This is a genomic window from Nakamurella multipartita DSM 44233 (assembly GCF_000024365.1).
GTDB lineage: Bacteria > Actinomycetota > Actinomycetes > Mycobacteriales > Nakamurellaceae > Nakamurella > Nakamurella multipartita.
In genome coordinates, this window is sequence record NC_013235.1 from 2,277,414 (window position 1) to 2,295,363 (window position 17,950).

14 protein-coding genes and 2 pseudogenes are annotated in these 17,950 nt (G+C 65.3%); 5 read left to right on the forward strand and 11 right to left on the reverse strand.

Features of this window, described 5'->3' with window-relative positions; translation table 11 throughout:
- Positions 1–7: 7 nt before the first annotated feature.
- Positions 8–346 (reverse strand): annotated as a pseudogene (locus NAMU_RS28210) (MT-A70 family methyltransferase); the annotation flags it as partial.
- A gap of 72 nt (positions 347–418) precedes the next feature.
- On the opposite strand from NAMU_RS28210, the gene NAMU_RS10300 reads away from it, so the two are divergent.
- Positions 419–1,608 (forward strand): IS3 family transposase gene (locus tag NAMU_RS10300; RefSeq protein WP_086008617.1). Its coding sequence is split into 2 segments (ribosomal slippage): positions 419–697 and positions 700–1,608, totalling 1,188 coding nucleotides; the frame shifts between segments, so codons are not numbered across the junction.
- A 19-nt stretch (positions 1,609–1,627) separates the two neighbouring features.
- On the opposite strand, the gene NAMU_RS10305 is transcribed toward NAMU_RS10300, so the two are convergent.
- The 9 genes and pseudogenes from NAMU_RS10305 to NAMU_RS10340 form a co-directional block, all read right to left on the reverse strand.
- Positions 1,628–2,293: a replication-relaxation family protein gene (locus NAMU_RS10305; RefSeq protein ID WP_015747339.1), complete on the reverse strand. Its 666-nt coding sequence runs from the start codon at positions 2,291–2,293 to the stop codon at positions 1,628–1,630.
- 170 nt (positions 2,294–2,463) lie between these two features.
- Complete coding sequence (locus NAMU_RS10310) at positions 2,464–4,788, reverse strand: type IV secretory system conjugative DNA transfer family protein (protein WP_138180074.1); 2,325 nt, start codon at positions 4,786–4,788, stop codon at positions 2,464–2,466.
- A 373-nt stretch (positions 4,789–5,161) separates the two neighbouring features.
- On the reverse strand, positions 5,162–5,284 hold the full coding sequence (locus tag NAMU_RS31395; protein WP_281023799.1) for a hypothetical protein: 123 nt from the start codon (positions 5,282–5,284) through the stop codon (positions 5,162–5,164).
- Positions 5,285–5,694: 410 nt separating this feature from the next.
- The gene (locus NAMU_RS10315; protein WP_015747342.1) at positions 5,695–5,934 is read right to left on the reverse strand and encodes a hypothetical protein; all 240 of its coding nucleotides are present in this window, start codon (positions 5,932–5,934) and stop codon (positions 5,695–5,697) included.
- A complete protein-coding gene (locus NAMU_RS10320) occupies positions 5,931–6,134 on the reverse strand; it encodes a hypothetical protein (protein WP_015747343.1) in 204 nt (67 codons plus the stop codon). The genes NAMU_RS10315 and NAMU_RS10320 overlap by 4 nt, the downstream gene beginning before the upstream one ends.
- A 443-nt stretch (positions 6,135–6,577) precedes the next feature.
- Positions 6,578–7,823, reverse strand: a pseudogene (locus NAMU_RS10325) (IS256 family transposase).
- Between the two features lie 357 nt (positions 7,824–8,180).
- Positions 8,181–8,624 carry a hypothetical protein gene (locus NAMU_RS10330; RefSeq protein ID WP_041368713.1) on the reverse strand — a complete coding sequence of 148 codons (444 nt, stop codon included), beginning with the start codon at positions 8,622–8,624 and terminating at the stop codon, positions 8,181–8,183.
- A gap of 832 nt (positions 8,625–9,456) precedes the next feature.
- Positions 9,457–10,854, reverse strand: a complete 1,398-nt coding sequence (locus NAMU_RS10335) for an IS1380-like element ISNml2 family transposase (RefSeq protein WP_015747346.1) — start codon at positions 10,852–10,854, stop codon at positions 9,457–9,459.
- A 295-nt stretch (positions 10,855–11,149) separates the two neighbouring features.
- Positions 11,150–12,544, reverse strand: a complete 1,395-nt coding sequence (locus tag NAMU_RS10340; protein ID WP_015747347.1) for an IS1380 family transposase — start codon at positions 12,542–12,544, stop codon at positions 11,150–11,152.
- A gap of 134 nt (positions 12,545–12,678) precedes the next feature.
- On the opposite strand from NAMU_RS10340, the gene NAMU_RS28220 reads away from it, so the two are divergent.
- Complete coding sequence (locus tag NAMU_RS28220; RefSeq protein ID WP_083785792.1) at positions 12,679–13,323, forward strand: Clp protease N-terminal domain-containing protein; 645 nt, start codon at positions 12,679–12,681, stop codon at positions 13,321–13,323.
- A gap of 176 nt (positions 13,324–13,499) precedes the next feature.
- Here the strand turns inward: NAMU_RS28220 and NAMU_RS10345 are convergent, their stop codons facing one another.
- Positions 13,500–13,982 (reverse strand): helix-turn-helix domain-containing protein, encoded by a 483-nt coding sequence (locus NAMU_RS10345; RefSeq protein WP_138180076.1) that lies wholly within the window; start codon positions 13,980–13,982, stop codon positions 13,500–13,502.
- Between NAMU_RS10345 and istA the strand changes: the two genes are divergently transcribed.
- The 3 genes from istA (at position 13,951) to NAMU_RS29215 (ending at position 17,928) form a co-directional block, all read left to right on the forward strand.
- Entirely contained in the window at positions 13,951–15,555 is a 1,605-nt protein-coding gene (gene istA, locus NAMU_RS10350) for an IS21 family transposase (protein ID WP_015747349.1), read from the forward strand. The two genes, NAMU_RS10345 and istA, sit on opposite strands and share 32 nt — an antisense overlap.
- The gene (gene istB / locus NAMU_RS10355; RefSeq protein ID WP_015747350.1) at positions 15,552–16,331 is read left to right on the forward strand and encodes an IS21-like element helper ATPase IstB; all 780 of its coding nucleotides are present in this window, start codon (positions 15,552–15,554) and stop codon (positions 16,329–16,331) included. The genes istA and istB overlap by 4 nt, the downstream gene beginning before the upstream one ends.
- A gap of 775 nt (positions 16,332–17,106) precedes the next feature.
- Positions 17,107–17,928, forward strand: a complete 822-nt coding sequence (locus NAMU_RS29215) for a hypothetical protein (RefSeq protein WP_138180078.1) — start codon at positions 17,107–17,109, stop codon at positions 17,926–17,928.
- Positions 17,929–17,950 lie beyond the last annotated feature (22 nt).

A 17,950-nucleotide genomic window follows, 5' to 3' on the forward strand; every position in this document is an offset into this window, starting at 1 on the left:
CCGAGTGTCACGGAACGATCCTCGTTTGTCCGTATCTCCGGGCCGGATTGTCGCTCGGCACCCCATACCCCGCCACCACCACATCGCTCTCGACCTCATTCCCCCAGACGTGCCAGCGAGCTCGTCCCGGGGTGTGCGGTGGGTGCCGCCGGGCGAACAGCTCCAAGTACGGTCCAGGTGAGATGCGTTCGATGAGGGCGTACTGCTCTTCCGGCTTGTGCGAGTGGTCTTGGACGGGGGCTTGAATCCAGGTCGGCTGTGCCCGGTACTGAACCGGTGCTCTGCCGCGGGTGGCGAACAGTAGATGCTCCGTCGAGTTGCGCAGGTAGTTGCCGAGGCCGAGCCGGAACGGGTCTGCCCCGAGTTCAGTTGACACCTGACCTCTGAGGTTTCGGCCTCAGACGGAAGGATGTCTTTCGTGGCTAAGCCCTATCCCAAGGAGTTCCGCGACGACGTCGTGGCCGTGGCCCGCAAGGGCCAGGCGACGCTGACGCAGATCGCGAAGGACTTCGGCATCTCCGAAGGCTCGCTCGCGAACTGGATGAAGCAGGCCGACATCGAGGACGGTCGCCGTCCCGGTCTCACCGACGTCGACCGTGCTGAGCTTCGCGAGTTGAAGAAGCGCAACCGCCTCCTCGAGCAGGAGAACGAGGTCCTGCGTAGGGCAGCGGCCTACCTGTCGCAGGCGAACCTGCCGGGAAAATAGTCTTCCCGCTCGTCCGAGAGATGGCTGCGACCGGCGCCCCGATCAGGGTGCCGGTCGCGGTGACGTTGCGGGTGCTCGGCCTTTCGCGGGCCGGGTACTACAAGTGGCTCAGCGACCCCGTATGCCAGCGGGACTACGACGACGCCCACCTCATCGACAAGCTCTACGACCTCCATGGCGACGATGCGACGTTGGGCTACAGGTTCCTCACCGACGAACTCGAAGACGAGCACGGCATCCAGGTCGGGGAGAACCGGGTGCACCGCCTGTGCCGCATCGCCGGCATCACTGCCAGCCACCACAAGAAGCGCTCCAAGACCGGCTCGACCGGCCCCGCGCCACACGACGACCTCCTCGCGGTCGTCGACGAGCACGGCGTCGTACGTCACGAGTTCCTCGCCGACGCCCCGAACAAGGTGTGGCTGTGGGACATTTCCGAGCACCCCACCCGCGAAGGCAAGCTCTACATCTGCGCGATCAAGGACGTGTGGTCGAACAAGATCGTGGGCTACTCCATCGACTCCCGGATGAAGTCGTCCCTGGCGCGGGCCGCGATGCGCAACGCGATCGCGCTCCGCAGCCCGGCCGGGACAGTCTGTCACTCCGACCGAGGCGGTCAGTTTCGTGCCAAGCGGACCCAGCGGCTGCTGGCGAACAACGACCTGGTGGGGTCGATGGGCCGCTCCCACGGCGCCGGCGACAACGCCAGCATGGAGAGCTTCTTTTCCCTGCTGCAGAAGAACGTCCTGAACACCCGCCGTTGGGACACCCGCGACGACCTCCGCCTCGCGATCGTCACCTGGATCGAAACCAAGTACAACCGACGACGCCGCCAGCGGGCCCTCGGCAAGCTCACCCCGGTCGAGTTTGAGATGATCTACAAGGCCGCAGAAGCGGCCTGACTACTGCAAACCCCGAGTGTCAACCAGACCGGGGGCAGACCCTGCCGCTGCGCCGGTAGGTCTCGTACTGCTCGCACTTGCGGAGCAGCGTGGGCAGAGACTCGGTGCCGCAGTCGACCTCGATGAACCAGGCATCCTCGAACTGACCGCTGTCGTCGGCAGCGCGGACGACGGCGAACAGGTCCGGTGTCAGCGTGGTGTGGCTGCCGCCAACCATCGGGATGCGTCGGGCGGCCTCCCGTTCGAGCTGGATGTCGACCGCGCCGCCAAGGCTGGCGGTTGCCCGGCTGAGCCCGATCGCTGTCTCCGCGATCGCCAGCGTGTGCGTCAGGAATCTGGTCGACGGGTAGCTGCTGGTTCGTCCTGGGGTGCCACCGGTCAGGACGGCTTTGCCGGCGGCGGTGAGCTGCCAGATGTGGGGGTCGGCACCACCATGCAGACCGCCGACCCGGCGGGCAACGACCGGGCGGATGAGCCGCCAGCGAGCCAGCCGCAACAGTTGACGACGGACCGCCCGGGCCTGGGAGGCGCCACCACTACTACTCGGCAGGTGCAATTCGCTGACCTGGTAGGTGTGCAGGAAGCGGTACCGCGCCAGGCCGGTGAGCATCGACCAGTCTTGGTCGGACAGCTGGTTGGCCAGGGTGCGCCGCCTGGCTCGGCCGACGCGGTGACGGCTCGGCATGGTGGGCTCGCTCGGGGTTGCGGCTGACGTCGCCCCTGTCAGGGGCGACTGTTTCGGCGTCGCTAACGGGCCGGAAACGGCTGGGACCGACCGCAATGCCGCATCGGATTCTGTAGCGGCTGGTCGGGCGAGCGGACCGCCTGAGATCGGTGGATTGGTTGGGGTATTCGTCATATCCGACCTCTTTTCTGGGTAACGGGGTGGGGTTCGGCGGACGGCCGGGATGGTGCGCTGGGCCGGCGGCGGCCGAAGCCGGTGCGTGGTGTGGCTTCGTCCGGGTGCTCGGTGCTGCCCTCTCGGGCCGTGGCGTCGGCCAGGCTGAGCAGGTCGGCTTCGACGTCGTCAAGGGCGCGGCCGTAGTGGGCTTCGCTGCGGGCTTGGACCTGGGCCGGGTCATGCAGTGGTGGCGGCAGAGGCTGGGTGGCGACGGAGACCCAGGGCAGCAGTCGGCCGTTGACCAGCAGCCGGGCGTAGAGCTGGTGGTCGGGTTGGAGGGTGAAGTCGTCGGCGGTCAGCTGCCCGGCACCGACGGCGCTGGCCAGGTGTCTGCCGTCGCCCGGACTGAGCCGGAAGAACAGCTTGGTGGCGGTGTTGGCTTCCAGATCGGCGTCGAGTCGGCCGAGCTGTCCCAGGTGCTGGTGGGCTGCCGTGACGGATACCCCGAGGCCGCGGGCCTGGGCCAGCGCGTCGGCCAGGCTGCCCGGCAGCCGCAGGTAGTCCTGGACTTCGTCGATGTAGACCATGAACGGGTGGCGCTGCTCGGCCGGCAGACTCAGCCGACCGAGGATGGCCCGCCACAGGTGGGCGACCACGTGTGACCCGATAAGCCCGGCGGCCTCGGGACCGATCTGGTCCTTGCGCAGTTCGACCAGCAGGATTTTTCGCTCGGCCAGGATCTGCTCGACGGAGATCGCCGGACGCCGTTGTCCGAACACGCCGCGCAGGGATGGCCGCAGCATGATCGGCCGCAGTTTGTTGAGCAGGGGCCGGGTGACCATGTCCTGTTCGCCACTGCTCAGGCTGTCGAACCAGGCCCAGAAGCTGCCGACACCGAGCGGGTCTTCCTTATGGGCACGGCCGACCAGCGAACGGCGGAAACCGGGGTTGGTCAGTAGCAGCGGCACCATCGCCAGCGAGGCATCACCCCGCCGGGCCAGTGTCAACACGGCGGCATGGAGGATGTCGGTCGAGCGGGGTCCGAGCCCGTCGCCGTACAGGGAGTGGAAGACGGCGACGATCGAGTCCGCTGCCAGGTCAGGGTCGGCACCGGCCAAGGGGTTGACCCCCAGCGGGGTGCGGCTGGCCGGGTCGAGCACCACGACGTCGTCCAACCGGTCGGCCGGGATACGGGCCAGCAGTTCGGTGACCAGATCGCGCTTCGGGTCGATGACCACGACACACCGGCCGGCCAGGATGTCTTGCAGGGCCGCATAGCCGACCCACGTCGAGTTGCCCACCCCGGACGGCCCCAGTACGTGCCGGTGCTGCAGAGTGTCGCCGACCGGTTGCGCGATACGCCGCTCCATACTGACGGCAACGGCCCTGCCGATGTCGAGCCCCTCCGTGGGGTGGGCGGCCGTGGGCGGCAGCAGCTTCGGGTGCCGCGGCGGCAAGCCGGCCAGCTCGGCCTTCGGGTCGTCAGCCACCGGCCAGGCCGTCAGTGGCACCAGATCGCTGGCGGAGATCCACAATGGCCACCAGAGCGGCAGCGATACCCGAGCCAGTGCCGTCACTGCGCACCGGCGGACGGTGACCGCTACCCCAGGGGCTTCCAGGCCTTTCAAGCTCGCGGCAACCTGTCGCACCAAGATGCGGGCGCGTCCATCGTGCGCGGCGGTGGCGGCCAGGCGCACCAGGCAGCCGAAGCCCGGTTGCTCGAGCCGCTCGGTGGCACCGCGAGGCAGCGGTTTGGCTGCTTCGGGTGGCCGAGTTGGGCGGATACGGGCACCGAGTAGCAGCTGGTAGTGCAGGGATTCACCTTGGCCGGCCAAAGCCAGCGCCCCGAGCAGCCCGCGAGTCACCGCATCCGGATCCAGGTCACCCAGCGGCAGCAGCCTGGTCCTGCTGATCCGTACCTGCGCCCCGATTTGGGCGGTCTCGACCGGTGGCCACGTGCCCTCGACCGGGCTGACGATGGTGCCCGGCAGATGCAGGGTCACCTGTTGGCAGGCTTGCCGGACGCTCAGGCTTGACGGGGCACCGATGCGCCAGCGCAGCCGGCCGCCGGTGGCGACCGCTTCGAGGATGAGCAGCGGGTTACCGGGCAGGCCGCCGCAGCCGACCAGACAGGCGCGCACGGCGTCGGGTGGGATTGGGCCGGGGAATCTGAGCTCGCGCCAAGTCACCTGCCTACTCATCTGGCGACTCCTGGCTCGGGCCGTCGGCGTCGGCTCGGGGTTGGTTCTGTTGCTCGGCGTCGGCCTCGGCCTGAGCCATGGCCAGCGAGATGACGACCCGGGCAATCTTGCGGAGGTCCGGGTTGGCACGTAGTTCACCGCGCACGCTCAGGCGACGGTCTGCCCGGCGAACACGGCGCGACGATTGCCTTCGATCCCACGACTTCTGCTGCTGGGACGACCTCCTCGATTGATTGTTTCTTGGCATGACAGATACACCCTCCCTTCTGTGTGGATTTACAAGTTTGTTTTGGCGCGAGTCGTCCAATTTGGTGGACGGTTTGGCTGCCTTTCACTATGCGTCCAGCAAACTGGACGGTCAAGACCGTTTGTCTATTCCACAACGGCGAATGGCCACACCGAAAACAGAGGTACCGGGCGGGATTTCGGCTGCTGCATCGGCGCTATGTGGAGGGTCAAACCTGTCGTTTAAACCACAGCAAGTCGGTACGCCATCCCGTCGGCCGGTGCTTTACAGGCGGCCGTGCGAGCGGCGATACAGCCAGCGGGCCACGACTCCCAGGGCCACCAGCACCCCGGCCGTGATGAGCCAGGGCAGAATCTCCCGTACGAGTTCGATCGCCAAACTGAGCATGACGGCCGCCAAGAGCGCACCGAACGCTATGCTTACCAATCTTTGACCGGCTGACGGGCCAACTTGCCAGGGATTCACGGCAGATGCCTCCTTTCGGAAACGGCGCTACTTCCTCGGCCATCGGATTGCCCGAGCGTGCCGGGTGTGGGCCCGAGCCTCGGACACGGTCAGGTAGCGGAAACAGACTGTGCAAAACGGCATGGGGCGCAACAGATCACGGGAAATTGACATGACGGATCGTCTCCAAATCTGGGATGTAGGCATATGCGTCTTCGAAAGGGCGACGCAACCCGAGTCAGCCGAGGAGAGCTTTTGGTTTAGAGATCGTGCCCTTTTGCAAACCCGAACCTGCGTCTGTGATTTACGAGGACGTTGCTAGAGAAGATTTAGACAGTATTGCTGGTCGGGATTCATAACTCGTACTTGTCCATGAGCCGGCGCAACTGTTCCCTGGCCCTCGCGTCCCGTTCGATCCAACCGAGTTCCCGGACCCGTTCCATGTCGGCCAGGGTGCGCTGGCGGATCCGAGCCACTCGCTGGCGGCTGCGTTCGATTCGGAGCTCATCCCTGGTCGGCGCGTAGTGCCACCACCCAAGCGACCAAATGCCGACGACGACCAACAGGAGGCACACGATAACGACGATGGTCATGGCAGGATCACCTCCCGCTCGTCGTTGAGCAGGCGATTCTGGACACTGGCGACGAGACGAGCGCAGTTGATCTCCAGAGCTGCCAGAAGCTCGTTAACCTCCGGCAGCTCTTCAGCAATGGCCTGCCGCCGCCGGTCAACGGCAGCGACCGTGTCGAGGCCGTACTCGGTGACTCCACGAAGCGCATGAACGTTGGCCATGGCGACGTAGATGTCTCCAACCGCTTCCTCCGGGGTGCGGCTACGACGAGCCGTGGCTGGACGAGGCGGGATTGGTGGCATGGCGAGGGGGTGAGTAAGCCGGACTGGTTGGTTTGTCATCTGTGATGCTCCGTTCTTGATCTGCTAGGCGAGGTCGTCATCACAATCCATGTCATTGGGCCAGGGATCGAGAGCGGTTGTAGCTGCCCGAGCGAAGTCGCGCGGAGTGACGTCGTCCCACCGGTCGTACCTCGTGGAGGGCAATGTCCGTCCCGGGATCAAGTGCATCGACTCGCATGCAGCAGCTTGAAGAGGCATGGCCTACTTCCTCCTTCCTCACCCACACCTGCGGCCGGCAATTCGCGGTGGAGCGCTTCTTCAGTGGGTCAAGCCCAGCTGAGTGGTGTACGTGACGAGGTCCGGCCGCCGGTGATCTTCGTTGGTCAGGCGGCGGTGGTGATCGCGGGCGTGGTGCTGGTGTCCTCCTTCGCGTCGGGTCCGTTGGCGGTCTGGGAGCGGGCCAGGACGTCGATGCCAAGGTAGCGGCGGCCCTCGGTCCATTCGTCGTGTTGCTCGGCCAGGACGGCGCCGACGAGGCGGATCAGAGCGCCCCGGTCGGGGAAGATCCCGACGACGTCGGTCCGGCGGCGGATCTCTTTGTTGAGCCGTTCCTGCGGGTTGTTGGACCAGATCTGCCGCCAGATCTCCTTCGGGAACGGGGTGAACGCGAGCAGGTCGGCCCGGGCCTGGTCGAGGTGATCGGCGACCGCGGGCAGCTTCTCGGCGAGCGTGTCGATCACCCGGTCGAACTAGGCAGCCACGGCTTTCGCGTCGACCTGGTCGTAGATCGAGTGCAGCATGGTCCGCACCCACGGCCAGCTGCTCTTCGGGGTGATCGACATCAGGTTCACCGCGTAATGCGTGCGGCATCGCTGCCACGAGGCACCCGGCAGGGTCGCGCCGATCGCGGCGACCAGGCCGCTGTGCGCGTCGCTGGTGACCAGCCGGACCCCGGACAAGCGCCGGGCGACCAGGCCACGCAGGAACGCCAACCAGCCGGCGCCGTCCTCGCGGCTGGTCACGTCCAGGCCCAGGATCTCGCGATGCCCGTCACCGTTGACCCCGGTCGCGAGCAGGGCGTGGACCTGCACGACCCGGCCGCCCTCGCGGACCTTCCAGGACCAGCGCGTCGGCCGCGAGGAACGTGTACGGGCCCTGGTCCAGCGGGCGGGTGCGGAACGCCTCGACCTGCTCGTCCAGGTCGCGGGCCATGATCGACACCTGCGACTTGGACAGCGACGTCACGCCCAATGCTTGGACCAGTTTCTCCACCCGCCGGGTCGAGACTCCCAGCAGGTACGAGGTCGCGACGACGGAGACCAGGGCGCGTTCGGCGCGGGTCCGCCGTTCGAGCAGCCAGTCCGGGAAGTACGACCCGGACCGCAGTTTCGGCACTGCCACGTCCAGGGTGCCGACCCGGGTGTCGAAGTCCCGGTGCCGGTACCCGTTGCGGGAGTTGACCCGGTCCGGGCTGCGTTCGCCGTAGCCGGCGCCGCACAGGGCGTCGGCCTCGGCGCCCATCAGCGTCTGAATGAACGTGGACAGCATCGAGCGGAGCAGGTCCGGGCTCGCCGACGCGAGCATGTCACCGACGGCGGTCGTCGGGTCGTTAGGCTGGGCAGTGGTCATCGCGTGATGTCTCCTTCGACAGACTGTGAGAGGTCCTTCGAAGCCTCACGCGGTGGCCGTCCTCGTCCCGGGACCGACACGCCCCGACCTGCCTGGTCAGGGGGTCAAGGTCGATCAGTGGTCGTACACCACTCTGGTGGACTCAACTCTTCAGTGGGGGTGTAGATGCGCGGTGGATGCGCCGGCAAGCATCAGCCTCCACGTCACACCCGGCGATGCAAGCGGTCACAGAGCGTCACACGATGTCGCTGTGGCGGCACACTGTGACGAGCAGGGCATGGACGTGAAAACCCGCCCAAGCTGATGCTTGAGCGGGCAGATTGGCCCTGTTGGATGGTGGTGCGACAGCTTGTAGACCTACTTGCCGAGTCGACGAGCTGTGCGGATGGACTCCCATCGCTCCCGGTTGAGCACCGGGTGTTTGACAGCGAGCTGCTTGACGTCGTGTTCGCCCTCGGACCATGCGTACGGTCCGAACGGAATCGTCGCTCCCGGGAAGTCGTCTGCGCCGAGTTCCGGCGTGTCAGGCCACAGCAGCGTGGTCCGCACGCTCTTTCGGCTGAACGGCATCATCTGGTGGTCCCACCAGTCGGTGATCTGGATGACCGTCAGCAGGAAGGACTCGAAAGACGCGCACACCTCGGTAGCGTTCCCAAGTACGAGCCATACGTCGATCAGGTCAAGCAGACACGGCGTGGGCTCCGACTGACTGAACCGGTACTCGATGTACGTCTCAGACGCGAGGAAATCCTCGAAGCTGGTTGCTCCGGCGAGCTGGCAGTCAGTCGCCCGACGATCCACGGATGACGGTTCTGTTCTAAGGGCCATGTTGGCCTCCCTTCAGTTGGGGGCCAACCCACATGGAATCTTAACATAAATGATAGTCATTGTCAATACGCCGACGCTTGCTTGTGGCACTTTAAGATCTGATGGTGAGTACAAACCCGGCTTCGGAAGCGGTACCGACCGATAGAGCAATCCGCTCTGCCTCCGGCGGCCCACCGACATGCCTGCCAACGGTGAGCGAGGTCGTCCAAGACCTGGGTATCACCATTGCATCGCATCCGATAGCCGTCGACACGAGTGCCTCACCTCGTCTGAACCGGTACATAGCGGCCACCTTGAAGGTGTCAGAGTTGGTCGGACGTCGGGTCGCATGGAAGCTCCTAGTCCGGGCAGTCCATCCGGGTAATCGAGATACACACGAGGAGCAAGTCCTTCTTGCTGCCCGACATCTTCTTGGGCTGGTCGAGTATCCCCGAACCGATCGCGGCGGATTTGATCGTCACGCAGTAATAGAGGGTGATGTATTGTCGGCCTCTGGGTTGCATGCTCTTCGGGTGCAGCAGACGCCTTTCGCCAACTTTGACCCCATCCGCTTCGCCGGGCAGCGGCGGCTCATCGCAGGGCGAGTCGGCGGTTGGACCGAGCAGGACCGCACTGGGATGGTGCCGCGTCCTAGCCTCGATCTTTCGCGCGGCGGCCGGATGATGTCGTAGGCGGAGGTCGTGATCATTTTTCGCCTCCTTCGTTGGTCATGGGTTGGCTGCTGGACCCCGTGGTCGCAGGGGTGGCGTCGGGTTCCACTGCCCGGTTCGGGGTCCTTGGTTCGTGGCGGGTGGACGATGGCCGGTCAGGTTGATTGCGGCAGGCTCCGGAGCCGGCCCAGGCCATCCAGGAGCAGGTCGCGGTGGGGTGCGTGGGCGGACAGGCGGAGCCAGGTGCGGCGGGCTTTGCGGCCGATCCGGGCGGCGACGCTGAACAGTCGGTGCCGCAGCTTCTTGGGCTCCCAGGTCCGCGCCGGGGTGCCGGTGAAGGCGAGCATCTGCATCCATGCGGTCAGTTCGGTGGCCAGTTGCACGACCGCGATCCACACTTGATTCTGGGCAAAGTCGTTGAGGGGCAGGTTGTTCAGGCCGGTGTCCTTGGCGTTGCGGATCCGGTCCTCGCAGCGGGCGCGGCGCCGATGCCGCAGTTCCAGATCCGCGAGCTGTCCGCCTTTGGTGTTCGTGGCGAACGCGGTGAGCCGGTTGCCGTTCGAGTCGGTGAACTTGAGCTGAGCGCCGGGATGGGGTCGTTCGGCGCGGACGATGACCCGCATGTCCTTGGGCCAGCCCTTGAGCTTGAGGACCCCGGTCAGTTCGGCCACCCAGGCCCCGTCCCGGGGCTCCTGGTCGGCGTTGTACGCGGGTGTCCACGCCGCCTCCGGCAGGGCGTCGACCTTGGCGGTGATGTCGGTGGTCAGGGTGAACCCGACCGAGTACTGGACCCGTTGCCGGGCCATCCAGTCCACGAACTCGTGGGTTCCGCCGGCCCCGTCGGTGCGGACCAGCACACCGCGGCCGGGCCGTCGGTCCGCCGTGGTGCAGGGCAGTTGCGCGAGCGCGGCCTTGACCACGCTGATGTGGTCGGCTGCGGTGTTGGAGCCGGCGTTGCCCGGCCTCAGCAGCATCGCCAGGGGTTCACCGGTGCCGTCCGGGCCGTGGTCGGCCCACGCGCCGATCGGGTGGAACCCGAAGCCCTTCTTGAATGTTGCTGCTGCCAGCTGCTTTTCGGAGTGCGCGGTGACCAGGGTGGCGTCCACGTCGACGACCAGCGGCGCCTTCGCCGACCGGTCATGGTTCGGTGCGGCGGGTCCGGCCAGCTTCCACGCCCGGGCGCGGGCTGCCGCCCGCGCGGTGTCGATCGCCTTCAGCGCTGCCGTCGCGTCCGGGGCGAGGGTGTCGATCAGCCGGGACACAGTCGGGTCGGACGCCACATGACCGAACACGGCGGGCTCGGCCCGCAGTTGGGCGATGTCGGCCAGGCAGTCACCGCCGATCGCCAGCGAGATCGCCAGGTCGAGCAGGATCTTGCCCGGGTCGTGCACCGCCATCGGCTTGCGCCACGGCCTCAACGCCGCCGACAACCCACGACCCAAACCGACCCTGTCCGCGGCCAAGGCCAGCAGCACCGACCCGCCGTGGGACACCACCCGCTTGCCGGTGGCATCGACTCGGAGCGACGGGTACAGCCCGGTAGACTTCCGCATCGGAAAGGTGCTCCTGGTTCTGGTTCGATTGGTCCCTCAGCAAGACCTATCTTCCCAGGTCAGAGCACCTTTCCTCATGATCAACACTCTGCCGATCAGAATTACGATGAAAGCGGCAGGCTAGCCTCGATCTTTCGCGCGGCGGCCGGATGATGTCGTAGGCGGAGGTCGTGATCATTTTTCGCCTCCTTCGTTGGTCATGGGTTGGCTGCTGGACCCCGTGGTCGCAGGGGTGGCGTCGGGTTCCACTGCCCGGTTCGGGGTCCTTGGTTCGTGGCGGGTGGACGATGGCCGGTCAGGTTGATTGCGGCAGGCTCCGGAGCCGGCCCAGGCCATCCAGGAGCAGGTCGCGGTGGGGTGCGTGGGCGGACAGGCGGAGCCAGGTGCGGCGGGCTCTGCGGCCGATCCGGGCAGCGATGCTGAACAGGCGGTGCCGCAGCTTCTTGGGTTCCCAGGTCCGGGCCGGGGTGCCGGTGAATGCGAGCATCTGCATCCACGCGGTCAGTTCGATGGCCAGTTGCACGACCTCGATCCATACCTGGTTCTGCGTGAAGTCCTTGAGGGGCAGGTTGTTCAGGCCGGTGTCCTTGGCGTTGCGGATCCGGTCCTCGCAGCGGGCGCGGCGCCGGTGCCGCAGTTCCAGATCGGCGAGCTGCCCGCCGGCGGTGTTCGTGGCGAACGTGGTGAGCCGGTTGCCGTTCGAATCGGTGAACTTGAGCTGAGCGCCGGGATGGGGTCGTTCGGCGCGGACGATGACCCGCATCCCGGTGGGCCAGCCGGTCAGCTTGAGCACCCCGGTTAGCTCGGCCACCCACGCCCCGTGGGGCTTGCCGTCGCCGTCGTACGCCGGGGTCCACGCGGAGTCCGGGAGCGCGTCGACCTGGGTGGTGATGTCGGTGGTCATGGTGAACCCGACCGAGTACTGCACCCGTTGCCGGGTCAGCCAGGCCACGAACTCGTGGGTGCCGCCGGCGCCGTCGGTGCGGACCAACACGCGGCGACCGGGCTGCCGGGCCGCGCTCGAGGCGGGCAACTGCGCGAGCGCGGCCTTGACCACGCTGATGTGGTCGGCGGCGGTGTTGGATCCGGCGTTGCCTGGCCGCAGCAGCATCGCCAGGGTTTCGCCGGTGCCGCCCGGTCCGTGGTCGGCCCAGGCGCCGATCGGGTGAAACCCGAATCCCTTCTTGAATGTTGCTGCTGCGAGTTGCTTCTCGGAGTGCGCGGTGACCAGGGTGGCGTCCACGTCCACGACCAGCGGCGCCTTCGCCGACCGATCGTGGTCCGGCGCGGCCGGTCCAGCCAGCTTCCACGCCCGGGCGCGGGCCGCGGCCCGCGCGGCGTCGATCGCCTTGAGCGCGGTCACCGCGTCGGCGGTGAGGGTGTCGATCAGCCGGGACACCGTCGGGTCGGACGCCACGTGCCCGAACACCGCGGGTTCGGTCCGCAACTGGGCGATGTCGGCCAGGCAGTCACCGCCGATCGCCAGCGAGATCGCCAGGTCCAGCAGGATCTTGCCCGGGTCGTGCACCGCCATCGGCCTGCGCCACGGTGCCAGCGCCGCGGACAAACCCCGCCCGATGCCAATCTTGTCCGCGGTCACGGCGAGCAGCACCGACCCGGCGTGTGACACCACCCGCTTGCCGGTGGCATCGACTCGGAGCGACGGGTACAGCCCGGTACACTTCCGCATCAGAAAGGTGCTCCTGATTCTGGTTCGATTGGTCCCTCAGCAAGACCTATCTTCCCAGGTCGGAGCACCTTTCGTCATCATCAACACCGCGCCGCGCAGAATTGCGATGAAAGCGGCAGGCTAGAGGGCACAAGGTGCCGCTTCGTGAGCTCTGTGAGACGGTGTGGGAAGCCATGTCAGCGGAGTTGACGAATAGCGAAGTCATGCGTCAACTTGTCGCTGAATCCCGTGACGAGCTGAGCGCAGAGTCCGAGGCACTTTCGAATGATCTTGATGAGTCGCAGCCTGATGACGATCGCTCTATTTCCGACAGGTTTGCTTTCGATAGGTTCACGCAACCGGCTCGATTCGTGATAGTCGTCGCACAAGAGGAGGCTCGGTCGATAGGCCACAACTATATAGGCGCCGAACACCTATTCCTTGGGGTACTATACCAAGCACAAGAGCTCAACGGCGAGTTAGGGTCCCTATTGAACGGGTTTGGAGTTTTCCTGGACACAAGCCGGAAACTCCTCATAAAGTTCGTTGGACGTGGCCGATACCACGAACAAGGTCACCTAGCGTTCGCGCCCCATGCGAAGAAGGCGCTCGCAGTAGCCTATACGCGAGCAATGAAGCGCAAGGCTGATGTCGAGGTGTCGGATATCCTGGCGGGTGTCGTGTCTATCGACGGCTTTTGGTCGCGCATAGTCGGGTGCCAGGTTGATCCTGCCCAGGTCTTTCGATTTGCGATGGTCAACTGCTCCGTGGAGTACCTGCAGGTCGTCGAGGGCAAGTAGTCGACCATTGCACCCATGGGCTCGCTGGCAAACAGTCAGTGAGCTCGGAGCTGGGAGATGGCTGATCCCGACCTAAGATTAGGCGCCGCAGCGGCAGGTGACCATTTGCCGTCAGACCTTGGACTTCCTCGTGGTGCCCACGGTGAGGTAGGAACCACTTGGATCCGTGCCGAGAGCTACGTCCGTCCTGCCGCGATACTCGGCGAGTTGCCAGGAAGGATCGCGTTGACGTCTGTCTCCAGGACCTCGGCCAGCGCCACGAGGGTCCGCAGCCGCGGGTTGGCAGAACTGCCAGGGTTCGACTCGCCCTTCTCCAGCTTCCGGTAGGTGAAGGTCGAGATGCCGGCGGCGTGGGCGACGCGTTCCTGGCTCAGGCCGATGGCCTCACGTGCCCTGGCCAGGTTGATGCCCAGGTCACGGGTGTAACGCGCCCACGTGGCCCTGACAGTCTGATCTGGCCCCGGGTTGGCGGTTCGACTTGGCCCCACCACCGGTGTCGGCAGGTCGAGGCGTGACGGTTTGAAGTGGCCCCACCTTCGACACGCCGGGCGCGTTGTGACGGTTTGATCTGGCCCCACCCCGACGGTGAATCCGAGTTGTTCGGTGTTCTCGGGTGAAGGGGCAGGGATGGGGTCGAGGGTGGGGTTGTTCGCTGTCATCCGGCGCGACGCCCGGGTCGAGGGATTGTCGATCCGCGAGCTCGCTGATCGGCATCACGTGCACCGCAGAACCGTTCGGCAGGCGATGGCCAGTGCGTTACCGCCGCCGCGGAAGACACCGGTGCGGGTCTCCCGGAAGCTCGAACCGTTCAAGGTCACGATCGACGACTGGCTGCGGGCGGACCTGGACGCGCCGAGGAAGCAACGCCACACCGCGAAGCGGGTGCTGGACCGGCTCCTCGACGAACACGGCGCCGCCGATGTGTCGTACTCGACGGTGCGGGATTACGTCGCCCGGCGACGCCCGGAGATCGCCGCCGCGGCCGGCCGGACCTTGTCGCAGGGTTTCGTCCCGCAGACCCATGAGCCGGGTGGTGAGGCCGAGGTCGACTTTGCCGATCTGTGGGTCGTGCTGCGCGGGGTGAAGACCAAGACGTTCCTGTTCACCCTGCGCCTGTCGTATTCCGGGAAGGCGGTGCACCGGGCGTTCGCCACCCAGGGCCAGGAGGCGTTCCTGGAAGGTCATGTGCACGCGTTCACCGAACTGGGCGGCACCCCGATCGACAAGATCCGCTACGACAACCTCAAAGCCGCGGTGTCCCGGGTGCTGTTCGGTCGTGGCCGGGAGGAATCCGGCCGGTGGGTGGCGTTCCGATCCCATTTCGGGTTCGATGCGTTCTACTGCCACCCCGGGCAGGAAGGTGCCCACGAGAAGGGCGGCGTCGAAGGCGAGGGCGGCCGGTTCCGCCGCAACCACTGCGTCCCGATGCCGGTCGTGGACTCCATCGAGCAGCTCAATGAGCTGCTCGTCGCGGCGGACGCGAAGGATAACTACCGGCGGATCGCGAGCCGCACCAACACCGTCGCCCAGGACTGGGCGTTCGAACGGGACACGCTGCGGCCGTTGCCGTCCGAGGTGTTCCCGACCTGGCTGACTCTGACCCCCAGGGTTGACCGGTATGCCCGGGTGACCGTCCGGCAACGGCACTACTCGGTGCCGGCCCGGTTCATCGGCCGCCGGGTCCGGGTGCAGCTCGGCGCTTCATCGGTGACCGCGTTCGACGGTCGCACCGTCATCGCCACCCATGAACGGGTCATGCTCAAGGGCGGCCAGTCCCTGGTCCTGGACCACTACCTCGAGGTGCTGCAACGCAAACCCGGCGCACTGCCCAACGCGACCGCGTTGGTGCAGGCCCGCGCGTCCGGAATGTTCACCGCGGCGCATGAGGCGTTCTGGGCCGCCGCCCGCAAGGCTCATGGTGACTCCGGCGGCACCCGAGCGTTGATCGAGGTGCTGCTGCTGCACCGGCACCTGGCCGCCTCCGATGTGATCGCGGGGATCACCGCCGCTCTCACGGTGGGCTCGGTCAGCCCGGACGTCGTCGCTGTCCAGGCCCGCAAAACCGCGCACCAGTGCAGCGCAGACGCAGTGATCGCATCACCGAACACCACACCGGCCGGGGATCGGGTGGTCAGCCTGACCGAGCGGCGCCTGGCGGAGCTGCCCGCCGACTCGCGCCCGTTGCCGTCGGTGTCGCAGTACGACGAGCTGCTGACCAGGGAATCGTCATGACCGCGACCCGACGGGGCGTCACCGAGGAAGCCGCCGTCGCTGCGGTCGATTCCGCCTGCCGGCTGCTGCGATTGCCGACGATCCGGTCCCGGTTCGGCGAGATCGCATCCGCGGCGGAACGAGAACAACTGACCTACCTCGGATTCCTCGCCGAACTGGTCATGGCCGAGTGCGATGACCGGGACAAACGACGATCCATCCGGCAGATCACCGCGGCCGGATTCCCTCGCCCGAAACGGATCGAGGAGTTCGACTTCGCCGCCAACACCTCCATCACGCCGGCGGTCATCAACCAGCTCGCGACCTGCGCATGGGTCAAGACCGGTCAACCGCTGTGCCTGATCGGCGACTCCGGCACCGGCAAAACCCACCTGCTGATCGCGCTCGGCACCGCCGCCGCCGAGAAGGGCTACCGGGTCCGCTACACCCTGGCGTCCAAGCTCGTGAACGAACTCGTCGAAGCTGCCGACGAGAAACAACTGTCGAAGACGATCGCCCGCTACGGCCGAGTCGACCTCCTCTGCATCGACGAACTTGGCTACATGGAACTCGACCGCCGCGGCGCCGAACTGCTGTTCCAGGTCCTCACCGAACGAGAAGAGAAGTCCGCCATCGCCATCGCCTCCAACGAAGCATTCTCAGGTTGGACGAAGACCTTCACCGACCCCCGGCTCTGCGCCGCCATCGTCGACCGACTCACCTTCGCCGGTCAAATCATCGAAACCGGGACCACCAGCTACCGGCTCGCCCACGCCCGAGCCGCAAAGAGCAAGTAGCACGGCCGAGCAACCAATCCGAACGGGGCCAGATCAAACCGTCACCCCGGGGCCAGCTCAAGTTGACATAGCCACCCACGAGTCGGTCGGCGCGCCGGTCACCCGTTCAGGGTCATTCAATCGCGTACTTCCGGTGGACATGTATACATGCCAAAATGAACATGCGCATGCTCGGCCTGACCGTGCGCGGTTGTTCGGACGAGCACGGGGGGACATGGGCGGTGGGAACGGGCTGCCCAAATCCAGAACTCCGAGCGCGGTGCGCGAACAACCTTGCCCACCGGGCGGTCATCTTGATGTTTGTCATGGAGCGACAGAGACGCCGCGGTGTCCGGGGATAGGCGGGCCAGAGGAGACTTTCGGAGTTCAGCTGACCTTGACTCCACGCTGCAGCGTGGCCGGCGATGCCTTAAGCCAGCGAAACCGCTGGGGGAAACAGTGATGTTCGGGGGACATTGAGATGAGTATGTCTGGGCGTTCGAATGAGCCAGTGCGTGGCCGTCATGGTCGTGCTCGTTTGTTAGTGGCCATGGGGCTCATGGTCTGCGTCGTGGCGACGGCGTCTGCTTGTGGAAATCGAAGTCAGGCTGCTAATGCGACCGACCCGGCCACCGGGAGATCCTCGATCACCGTCGAGTCAACCGGACCCGCTAACATCTCAGAAGCTCCACAATCGGCATCAGGTTCGTACTCACCCGATGCTCCGACGTCATGGAACCAAGATCAGAATAGGGATGGCTTCGAGGCTGTTACGTATGGACGAATGCTATACCTGATGGAAGAAGCGTATGGAGTGAGCTTCAAACCCTCAAAGATCACAGAAGAAGCCAATACTATTGATCCGTTCAATCCGGGACAGCCCAGTGTTTTCGGCTTCACGTCAGTCGAATACCCGGCCGACATAAGTAACGCAAAAGCGCAGGAGATCTATAATACATGGTTCTCCAAACAAGCATCTATACTGACCAATCTTCTCATTCAGGCGGGCGACGCACAGTCCACGGTCAAGTCAGGCTCATCTGAGGCAGCAAGCGTAACCTACTCTGTCCAAGACCTGATCTTGGTTGATGCCTCCCGAGCAGGGCTTGGACTCCAATCGCCTGGCCTAGATATGAGAAATTCAAAAGGCGATGCTTACGATGGTCTCCAGAAACACTTTCTAGACATCGCCAACGACCCCAAGTATGCAGACCAGAATCAATGGGTGGTCTTCTCCGACAAAAAGCCAGCTGGCGATTCGTCCGCATCCGGATACCCCATCACCAACTCGTTAGCTATCGATCTTAGCTATGAGCAGAAGGTGACTCGTATGGATTTCGAGAAGCACACCGTTCCAGGCATAGCCTTGATCTCCGGCGCTATGAGTTATGCAAGGCAAGTTCCGGTTGATATCGACCCCGCCATATCATCATCCGATCTGGCAGCCGATAGAATCGTCAAAGATTTAACTGTCGAGGGACGAGGATGGAGATCGTTGCAGAACGGATCCCTCGAAGATCTGATACAAACCCAAAATGTTGGGAAGGAGCAACTCGCTTTTGTCAACGTCGACGGTCAACTCAAGGCGGAAATCTATTTGAACCCCAATGCGCGTTAAAGCAATAGCCTATTGACATCTG